Source organism: Streptomyces sp. NEAU-YJ-81, from assembly GCF_017592595.1.
GTDB lineage: Bacteria > Actinomycetota > Actinomycetes > Streptomycetales > Streptomycetaceae > Streptomyces > Streptomyces hygroscopicus_B.
Genome location: NZ_JAGFNO010000006.1, coordinates 259,546 through 275,945, shown reverse-complemented (window position 1 = coordinate 275,945; position 16,400 = coordinate 259,546). Strand labels below are relative to the sequence as shown.

The 16,400-nt window shown below is 70.1% G+C and carries 14 protein-coding genes, 5 tRNA genes and 1 pseudogene; 5 read left to right on the top strand and 15 right to left on the bottom strand.

The genetic code is table 11. The features are described 5' to 3' along the window. Positions 1 to 6: 6 nt before the first annotated feature. Both J5X86_RS17365 and J5X86_RS17360 read right to left on the bottom strand, forming a co-directional pair. The gene (locus tag J5X86_RS17365) at positions 7 to 1,008 is read right to left on the bottom strand and encodes an NAD(P)H-dependent glycerol-3-phosphate dehydrogenase (protein ID WP_208517697.1); all 1,002 of its coding nucleotides are present in this window, start codon (positions 1,006 to 1,008) and stop codon (positions 7 to 9) included. Next, entirely contained in the window at positions 1,005 to 1,799 is a 795-nt protein-coding gene (locus J5X86_RS17360; RefSeq protein WP_308124592.1) for a lysophospholipid acyltransferase family protein, read from the bottom strand. The genes J5X86_RS17365 and J5X86_RS17360 overlap by 4 nt, the downstream gene beginning before the upstream one ends. Positions 1,800 to 1,970: 171 nt before the next feature. Here J5X86_RS17360 and cofC point away from each other — a divergent pair. Further along, positions 1,971 to 2,585 (top strand): annotated as a pseudogene (gene cofC, locus J5X86_RS17355) (2-phospho-L-lactate guanylyltransferase); the annotation flags it as partial. Positions 2,586 to 2,923: 338 nt separating this feature from the next. Here cofC and J5X86_RS17350 read toward each other — a convergent pair. The 4 genes from J5X86_RS17350 to leuC all read right to left on the bottom strand — a co-directional run bounded on the left by J5X86_RS17350 (position 2,924) and on the right by leuC (position 6,022). Then, positions 2,924 to 3,496 (bottom strand): HU family DNA-binding protein, encoded by a 573-nt coding sequence (locus tag J5X86_RS17350; RefSeq protein ID WP_208517694.1) that lies wholly within the window; start codon positions 3,494 to 3,496, stop codon positions 2,924 to 2,926. Between the two features lie 125 nt (positions 3,497 to 3,621). Continuing rightward, a complete protein-coding gene (locus J5X86_RS17345; RefSeq protein ID WP_014055151.1) occupies positions 3,622 to 3,867 on the bottom strand; it encodes a hypothetical protein in 246 nt (81 codons plus the stop codon). Between the two features lie 124 nt (positions 3,868 to 3,991). Continuing rightward, positions 3,992 to 4,585 carry a 3-isopropylmalate dehydratase small subunit gene (gene leuD, locus J5X86_RS17340; protein ID WP_208517693.1) on the bottom strand — a complete coding sequence of 198 codons (594 nt, stop codon included), beginning with the start codon at positions 4,583 to 4,585 and terminating at the stop codon, positions 3,992 to 3,994. A gap of 6 nt (positions 4,586 to 4,591) precedes the next feature. Further along, positions 4,592 to 6,022, bottom strand: coding sequence for a 3-isopropylmalate dehydratase large subunit (gene leuC / locus J5X86_RS17335; RefSeq protein WP_208517692.1), 1,431 nt, complete (start codon positions 6,020 to 6,022; stop codon positions 4,592 to 4,594). A 142-nt stretch (positions 6,023 to 6,164) separates the two neighbouring features. Here leuC and ndgR point away from each other — a divergent pair, with 142 nt between their 5' ends. Beyond that, complete coding sequence (gene ndgR, locus J5X86_RS17330; protein ID WP_030834082.1) at positions 6,165 to 6,881, top strand: IclR family transcriptional regulator NdgR; 717 nt, start codon at positions 6,165 to 6,167, stop codon at positions 6,879 to 6,881. A 10-nt stretch (positions 6,882 to 6,891) separates the two neighbouring features. Here ndgR and J5X86_RS17325 read toward each other — a convergent pair whose 3' ends face one another. Further along, positions 6,892 to 7,383 carry a DUF4188 domain-containing protein gene (locus J5X86_RS17325; RefSeq protein ID WP_208517691.1) on the bottom strand — a complete coding sequence of 164 codons (492 nt, stop codon included), beginning with the start codon at positions 7,381 to 7,383 and terminating at the stop codon, positions 6,892 to 6,894. Between the two features lie 94 nt (positions 7,384 to 7,477). On the opposite strand from J5X86_RS17325, the gene J5X86_RS17320 reads away from it, so the two are divergent. Next, the gene (locus J5X86_RS17320) at positions 7,478 to 8,119 is read left to right on the top strand and encodes a MerR family transcriptional regulator (protein ID WP_208517690.1); all 642 of its coding nucleotides are present in this window, start codon (positions 7,478 to 7,480) and stop codon (positions 8,117 to 8,119) included. Between the two features lie 63 nt (positions 8,120 to 8,182). Here the strand turns inward: J5X86_RS17320 and J5X86_RS17315 are convergent. The 8 genes from J5X86_RS17315 to J5X86_RS17280 form a co-directional block, all read right to left on the bottom strand. After that, positions 8,183 to 8,258, bottom strand: a tRNA-Glu gene (locus J5X86_RS17315). A 22-nt stretch (positions 8,259 to 8,280) separates the two neighbouring features. Then, positions 8,281 to 8,352, bottom strand: a tRNA-Gln gene (locus tag J5X86_RS17310). A gap of 13 nt (positions 8,353 to 8,365) precedes the next feature. Beyond that, positions 8,366 to 8,438, bottom strand: a tRNA-Glu gene (locus J5X86_RS17305). A gap of 31 nt (positions 8,439 to 8,469) precedes the next feature. Beyond that, positions 8,470 to 8,542: transfer RNA gene (locus J5X86_RS17300), tRNA-Glu, on the bottom strand. Positions 8,543 to 8,592: 50 nt separating this feature from the next. Next, positions 8,593 to 8,664 (bottom strand) — tRNA-Gln (locus tag J5X86_RS17295). 167 nt (positions 8,665 to 8,831) lie between these two features. Then, positions 8,832 to 10,319 (bottom strand): glutamate--tRNA ligase, encoded by a 1,488-nt coding sequence (gene gltX / locus J5X86_RS17290; protein ID WP_208517689.1) that lies wholly within the window; start codon positions 10,317 to 10,319, stop codon positions 8,832 to 8,834. Next, complete coding sequence (locus J5X86_RS17285; protein ID WP_078643934.1) at positions 10,312 to 11,103, bottom strand: fumarylacetoacetate hydrolase family protein; 792 nt, start codon at positions 11,101 to 11,103, stop codon at positions 10,312 to 10,314. The genes gltX and J5X86_RS17285 overlap by 8 nt, the downstream gene beginning before the upstream one ends. 121 nt (positions 11,104 to 11,224) lie before the next feature. Continuing rightward, on the bottom strand, positions 11,225 to 11,440 hold the full coding sequence (locus J5X86_RS17280) for a hypothetical protein (protein WP_208517688.1): 216 nt from the start codon (positions 11,438 to 11,440) through the stop codon (positions 11,225 to 11,227). Between the two features lie 593 nt (positions 11,441 to 12,033). On the opposite strand from J5X86_RS17280, the gene J5X86_RS17275 reads away from it, so the two are divergent. Together J5X86_RS17275 and J5X86_RS17270 are read left to right on the top strand one after the other, a co-directional pair. Further along, positions 12,034 to 15,885 (top strand): nitrate- and nitrite sensing domain-containing protein, encoded by a 3,852-nt coding sequence (locus tag J5X86_RS17275; RefSeq protein ID WP_208517687.1) that lies wholly within the window; start codon positions 12,034 to 12,036, stop codon positions 15,883 to 15,885. Further along, the gene (locus J5X86_RS17270; RefSeq protein WP_078643930.1) at positions 15,886 to 16,308 is read left to right on the top strand and encodes a roadblock/LC7 domain-containing protein; all 423 of its coding nucleotides are present in this window, start codon (positions 15,886 to 15,888) and stop codon (positions 16,306 to 16,308) included. Positions 16,309 to 16,400: the final 92 nt, after the last annotated feature.

The window sequence follows — 16,400 nt, the reverse complement described above, 5'->3', positions numbered from 1 at the left end:
GCGGCGTCAGTGCCGCTCGGCCTTGGCGCTGCGGGACATCAGCTCTTTGAGTGCGACAAGCGGCTGTTTGCCGTCGTGCACGATCTCGACGACGGTCTCGGTGATGGGCATGTCGACATCGAAGCGCCGGGCGAGATCCAGCACGGACTCGCACGACTTGACGCCCTCCGCGGTCTGCTTGGTGACCGCGATGGTCTCCTCCAGCGTCATCCCGCGCCCCAGGTTGGTGCCGAAGGTGTGGTTGCGGGAGAGCGGGGAGGAGCAGGTGGCGACGAGGTCGCCCATGCCCGCCAGGCCCGCGAAGGTGTGCGCGTCGGCGCCCATCGCCAGGCCCAGCCGGGTCGTTTCGGCGAGGCCGCGGGTGATGAGCGACGCCTTGGTGTTGTCGCCGAGCCCCATGCCGTCGGCGATGCCCACGGCCAGCGCGATGACGTTCTTCACCGCGCCGCCCAGCTCGCAGCCGACCACATCGGTGTTGGTGTACGGGCGGAAGTACGCGGTGTGGCAGGCGGTCTGGAGGCGGCGGGCCACGCTCTCGTCGGGGCAGGCCACCACGGAGGCGGCGGGCTGCCGGGCGGCGATCTCCTTGGCGAGGTTGGGCCCGGTGAGCACCGCGACGCGCTCGGCGGGCGCCTTGGCGACCTCCTGGACGACCTCGCTCATCCGCTTGGCCGTGCCGAGTTCGACGCCCTTCATCAGGGAGACCAGCACGGTGTCACCGGCCAGCAGCGGGGCCCATTCGGAGAGGTTGCCGCGCAGCGTCTGGGAGGGCACGGAGAAGACGGTGAACTCCGCGCCGGCCGCGGCCTCGGCCGGGTCGGTGGTGGCCCGCACGCCGTCGGGGAGCCGCACCCCGGGGAAGTAGTCGGGATTGGTGCGGCCGGTGTTGATGGCCTCGACGACACCGGGCCGGCGGCCCCACAGCGTCACCTCGCAGCCGGCGTCGGCGAGCACCATCGCGAAGGCGGTGCCCCAGGAGCCGGTGCCGAAGACGGCGCAGCGCGTCACTTGCTCTCCTCATCGGCCAGCGGGAGCGGCGGGCCGTCGGTGCTGGGCCTGGTGCTGGTGCTGGTGCTGGTGCTGGTGCTGGTGCTGGTGGGCCGATCGTGCCGGTGACCGGGAGCCGGCTCTCCGCGCACCTCGGAGAGGAGGTCGGTGATGGCGTCCATGATGACGTCGGTGGCCGCCCGGAGGACCTCCGCGGTGGGCTCCTGGCCGTAGAACCCGGACAGGTCCACCGGCGGGCCGGCGAGCACCTTGAGCGTCTTGCGCGGGAAGAGACGGACCCGCTTCTCCTTGGCGTACGGCGGCACGGCCTCGTTGGCGCCCCACTGGGCGACGGGGATGACGGGGGCCTTGGTGAGCAGCGCGACCCGCGCCGCGCCGGTCTTTCCGCGCATGGGCCACATGTCGGGGTCGCGGGTGAGGGTGCCCTCGGGGTAGAAGGCCACACACTCGCCCTTGTTGATGGCGTCCACGGCGGCCCGGAAGGCGTTGGCGGCGTCGGTGGACTCGCGGTAGACGGGGATCTGGCCGGTGCCGCGGAGCATGGTGCCCATGAAGCCGCCCCTGAAGAGGGCGGCCTTGGCGAGGAAGCGCGGCACCCTCCCGGTGTTGTACTGGAAGTGCGCGTAGGAGAGGGGGTCGAGATACGAGTTGTGATTGATCGCGGTGATAAATCCACCGTCGGCCGGAATGTGCTCCATTCCGTGCCAGTCCCGCTTGAACAGAACCACCAGCGGCGGTTTGCACAAGACCGCTGCCGTGCGGTACCAGAAGCCGATTCTGCGGCCGGACACTCGGAACATCCTCTCTTGGACCCTGCTGACCTGCTGGCTTGCTGTCGTCCCCTGCAGCCGCACAAGTGTCGCTCCAGGCACCCTGTCTGTCGAGAACACCGTAACCCCGCACGTCTTCGGCGAGCCGGGCAGCAGGTCAGAATGAGGCCCGTGGGAAGAAACGGAGCCCCTGTGACCTGGACCCTCGTGGTGCCGCTGAAGCCCTTGTCACGGGCGAAGACCAGGCTCTCCGACGCCGCGGGGGACGGCCTGCGGGCCTCGCTCGCGCTGGCGTTCGCTCAGGACACGGTGGACGCGGCGCTGGCGAGCCGCTGGGTGCGCGGGGTGACCGTCGTCACCGACGACCCGCTCGCCGGACGTGAGCTGTCCGCCCTCGGCGCCCGGATCCTGCCCGACTCCCCGGGGCGCGGGCTGAACGCGGCGCTGGCGCACGGCGCCCTCGCCGTCCGCGGGGAGCGCCCGGGGGCCGCCGTGGCGGCGATGAACGCCGATCTCCCGGCGCTGCGGACCGTGGAGCTCGACCTGGTGCTCGAGGCCGCGTCCGGCTTCACACGCGCCTTTCTGGCGGACGCCGCGGGGGTGGGCACCACGCTCCTCTCGGCGGCGCCCGGTGCCGATCTGGCGCCTGCCTTCGGGGGCCCCTCACGGGCCCGGCACCGGGCGTCGGGGGCGCGGGAGATCGAGCTGGCGGGGGTGGACTCGGTGCGGCGCGACGTGGACACGGCCGGGGATCTGCGCGCGGCGGTGGCCCTGGGCGTGGGCGCCCACACCAGGGCTAGGCTGGCGGACATGCAGGGAACCGCCTATACGTACGACCCCGAGACCCGCGCCGGCAGCGTGCTGCTCGACGACGGCACCCCGCTGCCGTTCGACACCGCGGCCTTCGACGCCGGGGGGCTGCGGATGCTGCGCCCGGGCCAGCGGGTGCGGATCGAGGTGGAGGGCGAGGGAGAACAGCGCCGGGTCGTCTTCGTCACGCTGCAGACGTTCTGAACGCCGCGGACAGCACCGCGGACAGCACCGCAGACAGCACCGCAGACAGCACCGCAGACAGCACCGCGGGCCGGGCTCCCTCGGGGAGCCCGGCCCGGCGCGTGAACAGTGCGGCGCCTGTGCGCCGCCGGCTAGCGCTTCCTGGCGGTGGTCTTCTTCGTGGTGGTCTTACGGGCGCTCGTCTTGCGCGCCGGGGCCTTCTTCGCGGCGGCCTTGGCGGGCGCCTTCTTGGCCGTCGTCTTCTTGGCGGTCGCCTTCTTGGCGGCGGCCTTGGCCGGGGCCTTCTTGGCGGTCGCCTTCTTGGCGGCGGCCTTCTTCGCAGGAGCCTTCTTGGCGGTCGCCTTCTTGGCCGCGGCCTTCTTCGCGGCGACCTGGAGGCTGCCCTTGGGAGCCTTCTTCACGGCGACCTCACCGCCGCGCGGGAGCTTCTTGGAGCCGCTCACCAGGTCCTTGAACCCCTGACCGGCACGGAAGCGGGGCACCGAGGTCTTCTTGACCCTCACGCGCTCCCCGGTCTGCGGGTTACGAGCGTACCGGGCGGGCCGTTCCACCTTCTCGAACGAACCAAATCCAGTGACTGAAACTCGCTCCCCGGCGACGACCGCCCGGACGATGGCGTCCAGAACTGCGTCGACGGCCTCGGCGGCCGACTGACGGCCGCCGACCTTGTCGGCAATCGCTTCTACGAGCTGCGCCTTGTTCACGTCTTCCCCTTCGGAGACATTGCCGGAATCAATGTGTTCAAGCCTTTTCGCACGTTAGGCAGATATATACCGCAAATCAAACACGAAACGGGCTAATCACCCTTGTGCCGCAACGCACTCGATCGTCACGGACTTCCGTCGGTGTCGGGATCTTGGGGGAAACGGCCCTCGTCGAGGTCGTTCATCAACCGCTCCAGACGCTTTGCCGCATCTGCGAGATCGTGTTTCGCCGCTGAGGTGATGACCAGCAGCTTCCGGGACAGCGCCATCCGTACGCCCTCCGGGACTTGCAGTGCGCGCACCCTTGCGTGCGCTTCCTTGAGCCGGTCGGCGACGATGCCGTAGAGCTCGAGTTGGCCGTCGCGTTCCATGCACTGATTGTGCCATCTGAGGCGAGTTGTCGCTTCACGGGGCCTCAACATGCCGATGCGCCGCCGGTCCGAGGACCGGCGGCGCATCTTGCCAAACCCGCTCTGTACAGGGAGAACCGGGGGGTCAGACCACCACCGTGCTCGGTTTGAAGGAGGGACGACGCGCCTCGTACGCGGCGATGGATTCGTCCTCCCTGAGGGTGAGACTGATGTCGTCCAGCCCCTCCAGGAGTCGCCACCGGGCATTCTCGTCAAGCTCAAAATCAGCCGTGATGCCCTCGGCTCGAACCTGGCGGTCGACGAGGTCCACGGTGACCTCCGCGGCGGGGTCCGCCTCGACCAGCTTCCACAGCCGGTCCACGGTCTCCTGCGGCAGGACGACGGTCAGCAGCCCGTTCTTGAGGGAGTTGCCGCGGAAGATGTCGGCGAAGCGGGACGAGATGACGGCCTTGAAGCCGTAGTTCTGCAGCGCCCATACCGCGTGCTCGCGCGAGGAGCCGGTGCCGAAGTCGGGACCGGCCACCAGCACCGTTCCGCCCTTGTACTCGGCCGCGTTGAGCACGAACTCCGGGTCCTTGCGCCAGGCCTCGAAGAGTCCGTCCTCGAAGCCGTCGCGGGTGACCTTCTTGAGCCAGTGCGCCGGGATGATCTGGTCCGTGTCCACGTTGCTGCGGCGCAGCGGAACGGCCCGGCCGGTGTGCGTGGTGAATGCTTCCATGACTGCTCAGGCCCCCACGGGAGTCGATACGGCCGCGTCGGACAGATCGGCGGGCGAGGCCAGATGGCCCAGCACCGCGGTGGCGGCGGCGACCTGCGGCGAGACCAGATGGGTCCGGCCGCCCTTGCCCTGCCGGCCCTCGAAGTTGCGGTTGGACGTGGACGCCGAGCGCTCACCGGGCGCGAGCTGGTCGGGGTTCATGCCCAGGCACATCGAACAGCCCGCGTGCCGCCACTCGGCGCCGGCGGCGGTGAACACCTTGTCCAGCCCCTCCTCGACGGCCTGCAGGGCGACCCGCACCGAGCCGGGGACCACCAACATCCGCACGCCGTCGGCCACCGAGCGGCCGGACAGCACCGAGGCGGCGGAGCGCAGGTCCTCGATGCGGCCGTTGGTGCAGGAACCGACGAAGACCGTGTCCACCGCGATGTCCCGCAGCGGCTGACCTGCCGTCAGACCCATGTACTCCAGGGCCTTCTCGGCGGCGAACTGCTCGCTGGCATCCCCGAAGGAGGCCGGGTCCGGGACCGACTCCGACAGCGGAGCGCCCTGGCCGGGGTTGGTGCCCCAGGTGACGAACGGGGCGAGTTCGGAGGCGTCGATGACGACCTCACGGTCGAAGACCGCGTCGTCGTCGCTGCGCAGGGTGCGCCAGTACGCGACGGCCGCGTCCCAGTCGTCATCCTGGGGGGCGTGCGGGCGGCCCTCCAGATAGGCGAAGGTCGTCTCGTCCGGGGCGATCATGCCCGCGCGGGCGCCCGCCTCGATGGACATGTTGCACACGGTCATCCGGGCCTCCATCGAGAGCTTCTCGATGGCGGAACCGCGGTACTCGAGCACATAGCCCTGGCCGCCGCCGGTGCCGATCTTGGCGATGATCGCCAGGATCAGGTCCTTGGCGGTGACGCTCTCGGGCAGCTCGCCCTCGACGGTGATCGCCATGGTCTTGAACGGCGCGAGCGGCAGCGTCTGGGTCGCCAGCACATGCTCGACCTGGCTGGTGCCGATGCCGAACGCGAGCGCGCCGAAGGCGCCGTGGGTCGAGGTGTGGCTGTCACCGCAGACCACGGTCGTACCGGGCTGGGTCAGTCCCAGCTGCGGTCCCACCACGTGGACGACGCCCTGCTCGACATCGCCGAGCGGGTGCAGCCGGACACCGAACTCCGCGCAGTTCTTGCGCAGCGTCTCCAACTGGGCGCGGGAGACGGGGTCCGCGATCGGCTTGTCGATGTCCAGGGTGGGGGTGTTGTGGTCCTCGGTCGCGAGGGTGAGATCGGTACGACGGACCGTGCGGCCGGCCTTGCGCAGGCCGTCGAACGCCTGCGGGCTGGTCACCTCGTGCAGCAGGTGCAGATCGATGAAGAGCAGGTCAGGCTCGCCTTCGGCGTGCCGGACGACATGGTCGTCCCAGACCTTCTCCGCGAGTGTCCGTCCCATCGCATTCCCTCCGGCCGGCGCCAGTGCCGGCCCAGCTTGTCTCGACTGCGTGCCCTGGTCTGCGGGCCCGCCATTTACAGAGTGGCGGGTCTACCCGGAAATTGAACTTGCGTTTCACACTGTGAGACGCGAGTATCGTTTCATGGACAACACTAGCGGCGTCGGCGTTCTCGACAAGGCGGCTCTGGTCCTGAGCGCCCTGGAGTCCGGCCCGGCCACCCTCGCCGGACTGGTCGGGGCGACCGGTCTCGCCCGCCCCACGGCACACCGGCTCGCGGTAGCACTCGAGCACCACCGGATGGTGGCACGTGACATGCAGGGACGCTTCATTCTGGGCCCCCGCCTGGCTGAACTGGCAGCGGCGGCGGGCGAGGACCGGCTGCTCGCCACGGCCGGTCCCGTGCTCACCCATCTCCGGGATGTGACCGGCGAGAGCGCGCAGCTCTACCGGCGCCAGGGGGACATGCGTATCTGTGTCGCCGCGGCCGAGCGGCTGTCCGGACTGCGGGACACCGTGCCGGTCGGCTCCACTCTCCCCATGAAGGCCGGCTCGGCCGCCCAGGTCCTGATGGCCTGGGAGGAGCCGGAGCGGCTGCACCGCGGACTGCAGGGGGCCCGCTTCACCGCCACGGCCCTGTCGGGCGTACGACGGCGGGGCTGGGCCCAGTCGATCGGCGAGCGGGAGCCCGGCGTGGCGTCCGTCTCCGCGCCCGTGCGCGGCCCGTCCAACCGCGTGGTCGCCGCCGTCTCGGTCTCCGGACCGATCGAGCGGCTGACCCGCCACCCGGGCCGGATGCACGCCCAGGCCGTCATCGACGCGGCGGCCCGCCTGACCGACGCCCTGCGTCGCGGCAACTGATCACGCCCCGTTACGCCCTCTTCAGGCTCAGCCGGTCGGCCGCGCGGTCACCGCGGCGGCCGACCGGGACGACCCCGGTGGCCTTGCCCAGGCCGAATGCCGGCATGTTGATGTAGACCGCCTCGTGCGCCCCGGCCGGTACGACATAGGTCTCGTGCCAGAAGCCGACCTTGCCCCGGCCCTCCCGCATCCGGCGGTTGAACGCCGCCCAGGCGGGACGGTGCTCCTTGTCCTGGGCCGACGCGTACTCCAGCAGCTTCTCGTGCGAGTCCCAGTACTGGACGACGTAGAACACCCGGGGCGGGCCGAACAGGAGCTGATAGCCCAGCATCCCGCTCCCCTTGTCCCGCGACAGCTCGCGGAGCATCCGCGGCATCGCCTTGAAGACCGGCAGCCAGCTGCGCAGCGCGCGGAAGCGGTTGATGCGCATGCCGATCAGGAAGACGGTGACCTCCCCCTCGGCCTCGGCGGTCATACGGCCGGCGAACAGCTCGGTACCCATGGTGATCCCCTTGTCCCCACGTCGGGATAGTCTTGGATAGCGGCGCTATCCATCACTTGGATAGTGCCACTCTCCAACGGAAGGTGCAACAGGGATGCGACTGGCGGAGCTCAGCGAGCGCAGCGGAGTGCCCACCGCGACGATCAAGTACTACCTGCGCGAGCGGCTGCTGCCGCCGGGAGAGCGGATCACCGCCACCAAGTCCGAGTACGGCGAGGAGCATCTGCGCCGACTGCGGCTGGTGCGCTCGCTGATCCAGGTCGGCCGGATGCCGGTGGCCACGGCGCGCGAGGTGCTGGAGGCCACCGAGGACGAGTCGCTCGGCCAGAACGCCCGGATGGGAGCCGCGGTCTGGGCACTGCCGCACGGCGCCGAGCCCGACGAGGACGATCCGCACGCGGCGCGGGCCAGGGAACAGGTGGACACCGTGCTGCGGCGGATGGACTGGTCCCACGGCCAGGAGCTGGGCGACACCTCCCCCGCCTACCGGATGCTGGTCGCGGCCATCGCCTCACTGGACCGCCTGGGATATCCCCATGACACCGAGCATCTGCTGGTGCACGCCCGGCTGGCGGGTGAACTGGCCGTCGCAGACCTGGACCTGGTGGAGACCTACGACACCCCGCCCGAGCGGATCGAGGCGGTGGTGGCACTGACGGTGCTCTATGAGCCGGTGCTGCTCAGCCTGCGGCGGCTCGCGCAAACCGAGGAATCCAGCCGCCGCTTCGAGGAGTGATCAGGGGCCAAGGGCACGAACGGGACACGGAAAATCCCCCCGCTGTCGCGGAGGGCTTTTCGCTGGTACCCCCGACCGGATTCGAACCGGCGCTACCGCCTTGAGAGGGCGGCGTGCTAGGCCGCTACACAACGGGGGCCTGAGTCAGCACATGTGCTGCGCTGGGCTACCAGGACTCGAACCTAGACTAAATGAACCAGAATCACTCGTGCTGCCAATTACACCATAGCCCATGGTATAGACCAGTACCCCCGACCGGATTCGAACCGGCGCTACCGCCTTGAGAGGGCGGCGTGCTAGGCCGCTACACAACGGGGGCCCTAGCGATCTCCGTCTTTCGAAGAGATCCGTACCCCCGACCGGATTCGAACCGGCGCTACTGCCTTGAGAGGGCAGCGTGCTAGGCCGCTACACAACGGGGGCTTGGTCCTGCTTTGCTCAAGAGATCCATCAGTCATTCGACGAATCTCTTGCTGGGGTACCAGGACTCGAACCTAGACTAAGTGAACCAGAATCACTCGTGCTGCCAATTACACCATACCCCACCAAAACGCCACCCCCGTAAGGGGTTTTGTTTGGCTTGCGCCTCGGCCCGGCCTCTCGGCCCGCCCGTCCGGCGCAGGAAGAACATTACCCGATGGTGGACGGGCCACCAAAACGAGTATCACCGCGAGTGGCGCCGCCTCACAGGCCCAGGCAGCGCCCCGCGTCCCTATCCGGCCAGCTTCGCCAGCGCCGCGTCCACACGGGCCAGCGTGCGCTCGCGGCCCAGGACCTCCAGGGACTCGAACAGCGGCAGCCCGACCGTGCGGCCGGTGACCGCGACCCGCAGCGGGGCCTGGGCCTTGCCCAGTTTGAGGCCGTGCTCCTCGCCGGCCGCGAGGACCGCGGCCTTCAAGGTCTCGGCGTCCCAGTCCGCCTCGGCGAGCCGGGTACGGACCGAGGCCAGCAGCGCGTCCGCGCCCGGCTTCATGGCCTTGGTCCAGGACGCCTCGTCCTGGGCCGGCTCGTCGAGGAAGAGGAAGTCCACGTTCGCGGTGATGTCGGACAGGACCGTCAGCCGGGTCTGGGCCAGCGGAGCCAGCGCCGCGAAGGCGGCCGCGTCGAAGGCGTCCGGGGACCACGGCGCGTGCGGGGCCTTCAGCCAGGGCTCGCACGCCTCGATGAACGCCTTCACATCCAGCAGCCGGATGTGGTCCGCGTTGATCGCCTCGGCCTTCTTGAGGTCGAAACGCGCCGGGTTGGCGTTCACCCCCGAGATGTCGAACGCCTCGACCATCTCCGCCGGCGAGAAGACGTCGCGGTCGGCCGAGAGCGACCAGCCCAGCAGGGAGAGGTAGTTGAGCAGTCCCTCGGGGAGGAAGCCGCGCTCCCGGTAGAGGTTCAGCGAGGACTGCGGATCGCGCTTGGAGAGCTTCTTGTTGCCCTCGCCCATGACATACGGGAGATGGCCGAAGGCGGGCACCGCACCGGAGCCCACACCGATCTCGGCGAGCGCCCGGTAGAGCCCGATCTGCCGCGGGGTGGAGGAGAGCAGGTCCTCGCCGCGCAGCACATGCGTGATCTCCATCAGCGCGTCGTCCACGGGGTTGACGAGCGTGTAGAGGGGCGCGCCGTTGGCCCGCACGATGCCGTAGTCCGAGACGTTCTCGGGGGTGAAGGTCAGCTCACCGCGCACCAGGTCGGTGAAGGTGATCGGCTCGTCCGGCATCCGGAAGCGCACGATCGAGACGCGCCCCTCCGCCTCGTACGCGGCGATCTGCTCGGCGGTCAGGGTGCGGCAGGTGCCGTCGTAGCCGGAGGGCCGGCCGGCCTTGCGGGCCGCCTCACGGCGCTCCTCCAGCTCCTCGGCGGTGCAGTAGCAGCGGTAGGCGTGGCCCGCCTCCAGCAGCTTGTCCGCGACCTCGCGGTAGAGGTCCATCCGCTGCGACTGGCGGTAGGGCGCGTGCGGACCGCCGACCTCGGGGCCCTCGTCCCAGTCGAAGCCCAGCCAGCGCATGGCGTCCAGGAGCTGTGTGTAGGACTCCTCGGAGTCGCGCGCGGCGTCGGTGTCCTCGATGCGGAACACCAGGGTGCCGCCGTGGTGACGGGCGAAGGCCCAGTTGAACAGGGCCGTGCGGACCAGGCCCACATGGGGGTTGCCGGTCGGCGAGGGACAGAAACGAACTCGCACGGGGGCGGAGGGGGATGCGCTAGCCACGCTTGATCACCTTGTTGGTGAGAGTGCCGATGCCTTCGATGGTGACGGCGACCTCGTCGCCGACGGAGAGCGGGCCGACGCCCGCCGGAGTGCCGGTGAGCACGACGTCGCCGGGGAGCAGCGTCATCGCCTCGGTGATGTGCACGATCAGATCCTCGATCGGGCGCACCATCTCGCTCGTCCGGCCGAGCTGACGCTGTTCGCCGTTGACGGTGCACATGATGCCGAGATCGGCGGCGCGCGTCAGGTCGATATCGGTCTCCACCCAGGGGCCCAGCGGACACGAGGTGTCGAAGCCCTTGGCCCGCGCCCACTGCTTCTCGCTCCGCTGGGCGTCGCGGGCCGTGATGTCGTTGCCGCAGGTGTAGCCGAGGATGACGTCCTTGACGCGCTCACGCGGAACCTCACGGCACATCCGTCCGATCACCACGGCCAGCTCGGCCTCGTAGTGCACCTCGGAGGAGAAGGAGGGATACGTGACGGGGTCGCCGGGGCCGATCACCGAGGTGGACGGCTTGAAGAAGACGACCGGGACGTCGGGGACCTCGTTGCCCAGCTCCGCCGCGTGCTCGGCGTAGTTGCGCCCGATTCCGACGACCTTGTTCGGCAGGACGGGCGGCAGCAGCCGGACCTTGCTCAGCGGGACCTTCTGGCCCGAGCGCTCGAATTCGGCGAAGGGGTGGCCCTTGATGATGTCGATGACGGGGCCGTCCTGATCGGACGGCTCACCCTCCACCACGCCGAAGGCGACGTTGCCGTCGATGGAGAATCTGGCGATGCGCACGGGAAGCCTTGGCTCCTTGACTGAACTCGCTGGAGACTGACGCTCCAGGCTATCGCTCCGCGTCCCGCGCGCCGCCGTCCCGCCTGCCGGGAGTGGTGGCGTCCGCCACAGCCCCGGGGAATCAGTGGCCCGGGGCCTCGGTCAGCACGGTGCGCTTGGGGTTCGCGGTCCGGTTCGGCAGATCGACGCGGTGCTCCGACTGCTCCTCGGGCGCGGCCGACAGGTCGTCGGCGTCCTTGATGTCCTGGGCGTCCCCCAGCTCTTGGACGTCCTCGAGATGGGCCAGGGTGGTGCGCCGCGGGTTGGCTATGGAGTGGAACATCATGGTCGTCTTCACTTGGTTTACGCCTCGATCTTGTCGTCCGTACCGGCTGTGTAAAGCGTCAGGCTAGAGGCGGCCTTGCCCATGGATTCGCAGGAAAAGTCACCGTCAGCATGTGATATTGCTCACGAACGATCAGGCAAAAGCCACATAGAAGACAGTTACGCAATCGCCCTAAACGGACATCGCATACCTGAACCCGACGTTCCGCTCTTGATCATCGCTAGCCGGACACTCGATTGCGACCTTCGGTTCGTCCACGAAAGTCCGTTATCGCCGACATGGCTTTCTACGTCCCGTAATAAAGTCCGCACTGAGCGTCACACGGATCACAGCCTTATCCATTGCCCTTGTTGCAGCATCCGGCACTGTGCTGGAATTCCCGGGACCGCCGCGGGAATCAGCCGGCGCGCACGGGGGCGCAGCGACAGAGGCGCCGAGCGGCGGGGGGCTCCTCTTGTCGACATGAAAGGAAGCGCGCCGGTCACTCACGACCGACAGGGGGGATCGCGGTCCCCCACGACTCGACACCGCTCCGCCGGTCTTCCGGAGGGGCGCCTGGTCCAGAGGTTGCGACGCTAGTGCAGGGACGTATCAAGAGGGATGGTATGGGGGCTCCCCAGGCCCGCCAGGGCCGAGGGGATGCTTCGGCGGACCCGGAGCCGCGTGGCGGGACCGACCGCGGCTCCTCGCCCCAGCGCGCCCAGGGGAGCAGCGGCAGGACTCTGGGTGATCAGAGCCCCGAGGCCGGTACGCAGAGCGCTACCCGGATCAGTGCGCCCGGTGGCGGCGGAGACGCGGAGCAGCCGGCCAAGCCGAAGACCTCCGGCCCCACCGGGTCCGGCAATCGCATGGCCCTGCGCAACTGGCGCATCAGCACCCGACTGGTCTCCCTGCTCACGCTCCCGGTGGTCGCGGCGACCACCCTGGGGGCGCTGCGCATCGAGGGCTCGCTGGACAACATCCAGCAGCTCGACCAGATGAAGCTGCTCACCAAGATGACGCAGCAGGCCACCCAACTGGCCAGCGCGCTCCAGGAGGAGCGCGACAAGTCGGCCGGTCCGCTGGCGGGCAAGGGCAACGACAAGGACGACCGGGTCGTCTCCACGCGTGAGGACACCAACCGCGCCATCACGGCCTTCCGCGAGGCCACCCACCAGATCGATCCCGGCGACCAGTCGCTGGCCGGTGTGCAGTCCACGCTCGTCAACATCGACCGTCAGCTCGGCAAGATCAACGAGGTCCGTGACACGGCCTATGACAACAGCCAGTACTACTCGCTGACGGTCCAGAACTACAACGAGCTGATCAACTCGCTGCTGCTGCTCTCCCAGGACATGGCGCAGGCGACCAGCAACCGCGCGATGATCAACAACACCCGCGCGCTCGCCACCTTCTCCTCGGCCAAGGAGTACGCCTCCATCCAGCGCGCGCTCATCAGCGCCGCGCTCGCCGACCCCAAGGGCGCCGACTTCTCCGCCAACGACCGCCGCTTCGCCAGGACCGCGGTGGACAAGGAGAACGAGGCGCTCGGCCGCTTCAAGCAGATCCGCCAGGGCAACTCCGAGGATCTGCTCGAACCGCTGGACAGCCGCCCCGACATCAAGGCGGCGACCATGTACGCCGACCGCGCGGTGCGCGACCCCGAGGGGCTGAAGGCGGAGAAGCGCACCGATCTGGACTGGTACGACCAGGACAGTATCAAGATCGAAGAGATGGGCAAGATCGAGGAGACGCTGCTCAGCGAGATGCAGCAGAAGGCTCGTGAGCTCCGCGACTCCGCCCAGCAGGACGCGATCCTCAACGGTGCGCTGATCCTCCTGGTCCTCGGCGTCTCCCTGGTCGGCGCCTTCGTCGTCGCCCGCTCCATGGTCCGCTCGCTGCGGCGCCTCCAGGACACCGCGCAGGAGGTCTCCCAGAAGCGGCTGCCCGAACTGGTCAAGCAGCTCTCCGAGTCCGATCCGCAGGATGTGGACACCTCCGTCGAGTCCGTCGGTGTGCACAGCCGGGACGAGATCGGAAAGGTGGCCGCGGCCTTCGACGACGTGCACCGCGAGGCGGTCCGGCTCGCCGCCGAGCAGGCGCTGCTGCGGGGCAACGTCAACGCGATGTTCACCAACCTCTCGCGCCGCAGCCAGGGCCTCATCCAGCGCCAGCTCTCGCTCATCTCCGAGCTGGAGAGCCGCGAGGCCGACCCGGACCAGCTCTCCTCGCTCTTCAAGCTGGACCACCTCGCCACTCGTATGCGCCGTAACGGCGAGAACCTCCTGGTCCTCGCGGGCGAGGAGCCCGGCCGCCGGTGGACCCGGCCGGTGCCGCTGGTGGACGTGCTCCGCGCGGCCGCCTCCGAGGTGGAGCAGTACGAGCGCATCGAGCTCAGCTCGGTCCCGGCGACCGAGGTCGCCGGCCGGGTCGTCAACGACCTCGTCCACCTGCTCGCCGAGCTGCTGGAGAACGCCACCTCCTTCTCCTCGCCGCAGACCAAGGTCAAGGTCACCGGTCATGCGCTGCCCGACGGGCGGGTGCTGGTCGAGATCCACGACACCGGTATCGGGCTCTCGCCCGAGGACCTGGCGGCGATCAACGAGCGGCTGGCCTCCCCGCCCACGGTCGATGTGTCGGTGTCCCGGCGCATGGGTCTGTTCGTGGTCGGCCGGCTGTCGCTGCGTCACGGCATCCGCATCCAGCTCCGGCCGTCCGACTCGGGCGGTACGACGGCGCTGGTCATGCTGCCGGTCGATGTCGCACAGGGCGGCCGGAAGCCGGCGCCGCAGGCCGCCGGCGGCAAGTCGGGCCAGGGTGCGCCGGCCGTCGGTGGCGGTCAGGGCAACGGCTCGGCGGGGCTGCTCGGCTCGGCGCCCTCACGGCGCCAGGTCCCGGGCTCGGGTTCGCGCACCGCGCTGCCGGGCAACAGCGGCAGCGGACTGCCGACCCGGCCGGTGGGCGCCGGTGCGGGCCCCGCGGGCGGCGCCCCGGCCGGCGGCACCAACTTCTTCGAGGGCGGGCGGCCTCCGGGCCCCCGGAGCAACGCCCCCGCGGGCCCCGGCGGCCCCGGTGGTCAGAGTGGTCCCGGTGGTCAGGGCGGCCCCAGTGGTCAGGGTGGCCCCGCCGCCCCCTCCGGACGTCCCCCGCTTCCGCAGCGCAGCGACGGCCCGACCGTCGCTCCGCCGACCGGCGCCCCGGCCCGTGCCGACGGGGGCGACCAGGGCGGCCGTCCGCAGCTCCCCACCCGCGGCCCCGCGCCCGAGCTTCCGGCCCCGTCCCAACCGGGCACTAGTTGGGGCGCGCGCGCCGCGGCCGGCGAGGACGACTGGCCGGGCACGCCGCGCGACGCGGTGGACACCCCGCGCGGGCATGAGGAGTACGACTCCACGGGCCAGTTCGCCCGTCCGGACCTCGGCGGCTCCGGGGACCGGCGCGACCCGTTCGGCAACCGCGGCCCCGGCGACACCGGTGAGCTGCCGCAGCTGAGCGACAGCCCCAACCTGTTCGAGCCGCGCCGCGGGGCCAATGGACCGCAGGGCGGCCAGGGACCGGCCGACACCGGCCAGTTCAACCGGCCCGACTACGGCCGCGGCCCCGGCGACACCGGCGAGTTCGCCCGTCCGGAGCTCGGCCAGGGCCCGGGTGACACCGGTGAGTACGCCCAGCCCCGGTTCGAGGACGCCGCCCCGCGCGGCGGACGCGGCCCCGGGGACACGGGCGAGTTCCCGCGTCCGAACATGGGCGACACCGGCGAGTACGCCCGCCCCGACATGGGTGGCACCGGTGAGTACCCGCTGCCCCAGGGCCCCCAGGGCCAGCCCGGTGGGCGCCCGAACGATCCGCTGCCGCCCGCCGGACCCGGCGACGGCCGTACCCCGATCTTCGACACCATCGAGTCGTCCTGGCATCTCAACCAGGCCGAGGACCCGGGCATACCGGGCCCCCAGGACGGTGGCCGGTCGTACCCGTCCGCGCCTTCCGCCCCCGAGCCCACCCCCGGTCGGCCCGCCTCCGCCGTACCGCCCCCCTCGGCCCACGAGCCGCTGCCGGCGGCCCAGGGCATGGGCGACTTCGCCGGTGCCCAGGGCACGGGCGACTTCGCCGGATCGGGCGCCGCGGCGGGCCCCGGCACCAGCGGGGCCGGGCTCAACGGCCGCAGCACGGGTTCCCACTGGCGTACGTCGCCCCACAATGACGAGCGCTGGCGCCGCGCCGAGCAGGTCCGCGAACCGGCGGCCGGCGGTATCACGTCGTCCGGGTTGCCACGGCGGGTGCCGCGCGCAAACCTCGTGGAGGGTGCCGCACACCAGCCGCAGCCCGACCAGGCCGGGCCGCAGGTGTCCCGCGCGCCCGATGATGTACGCGGCAGGCTGACCAACCTCCGCCGTGGAATTCAGCAGGGTCGCCGGGCCGGTACCGGACTCGGCGACAACCATGATCGCGGCATTGGCCCGACTTACCAGCAGGAGCGTTAGTTGAGCCCGATGAGCCAGGCGGCGCAGAATCTGAACTGGTTGATCACGAACTTCGTGGACAACACCCCGGGGGTGTCCCACACGGTCGTGGTCTCCGCCGACGGACTCCTTCTGGCGATGTCCGAAGGCTTCCCCCGTGACCGAGCCGATCAATTGGCGGCGGTGGCTTCCGGCCTGACCTCGCTCACCGCCGGGGCCTCCCGCATCTTCGAAGGCGGCATGGTCAACCAGACCGTCGTCGAAATGGAACGAGGCTTTCTCTTCATCATGTCCATCTCCGACGGCTCCTCCCTCGCCGTGCTCGCACACCCCGAGTGCGACATCGGCCTCGTCGGCTACGAGATGGCCCTGCTGGTCGACCGCGCGGGCAGCGTCCTCACCCCCGACCTGCGTGCCGAGCTGCAGGGCAGCCTGTTGAACTGATCCATCGACCATCCGACGCCTGTCCCCCCGGCCGCACGGCCGGCGGGCCCCCACCGGCACCGACCGACGGCACGCCCGTCACCTTGTTGTCC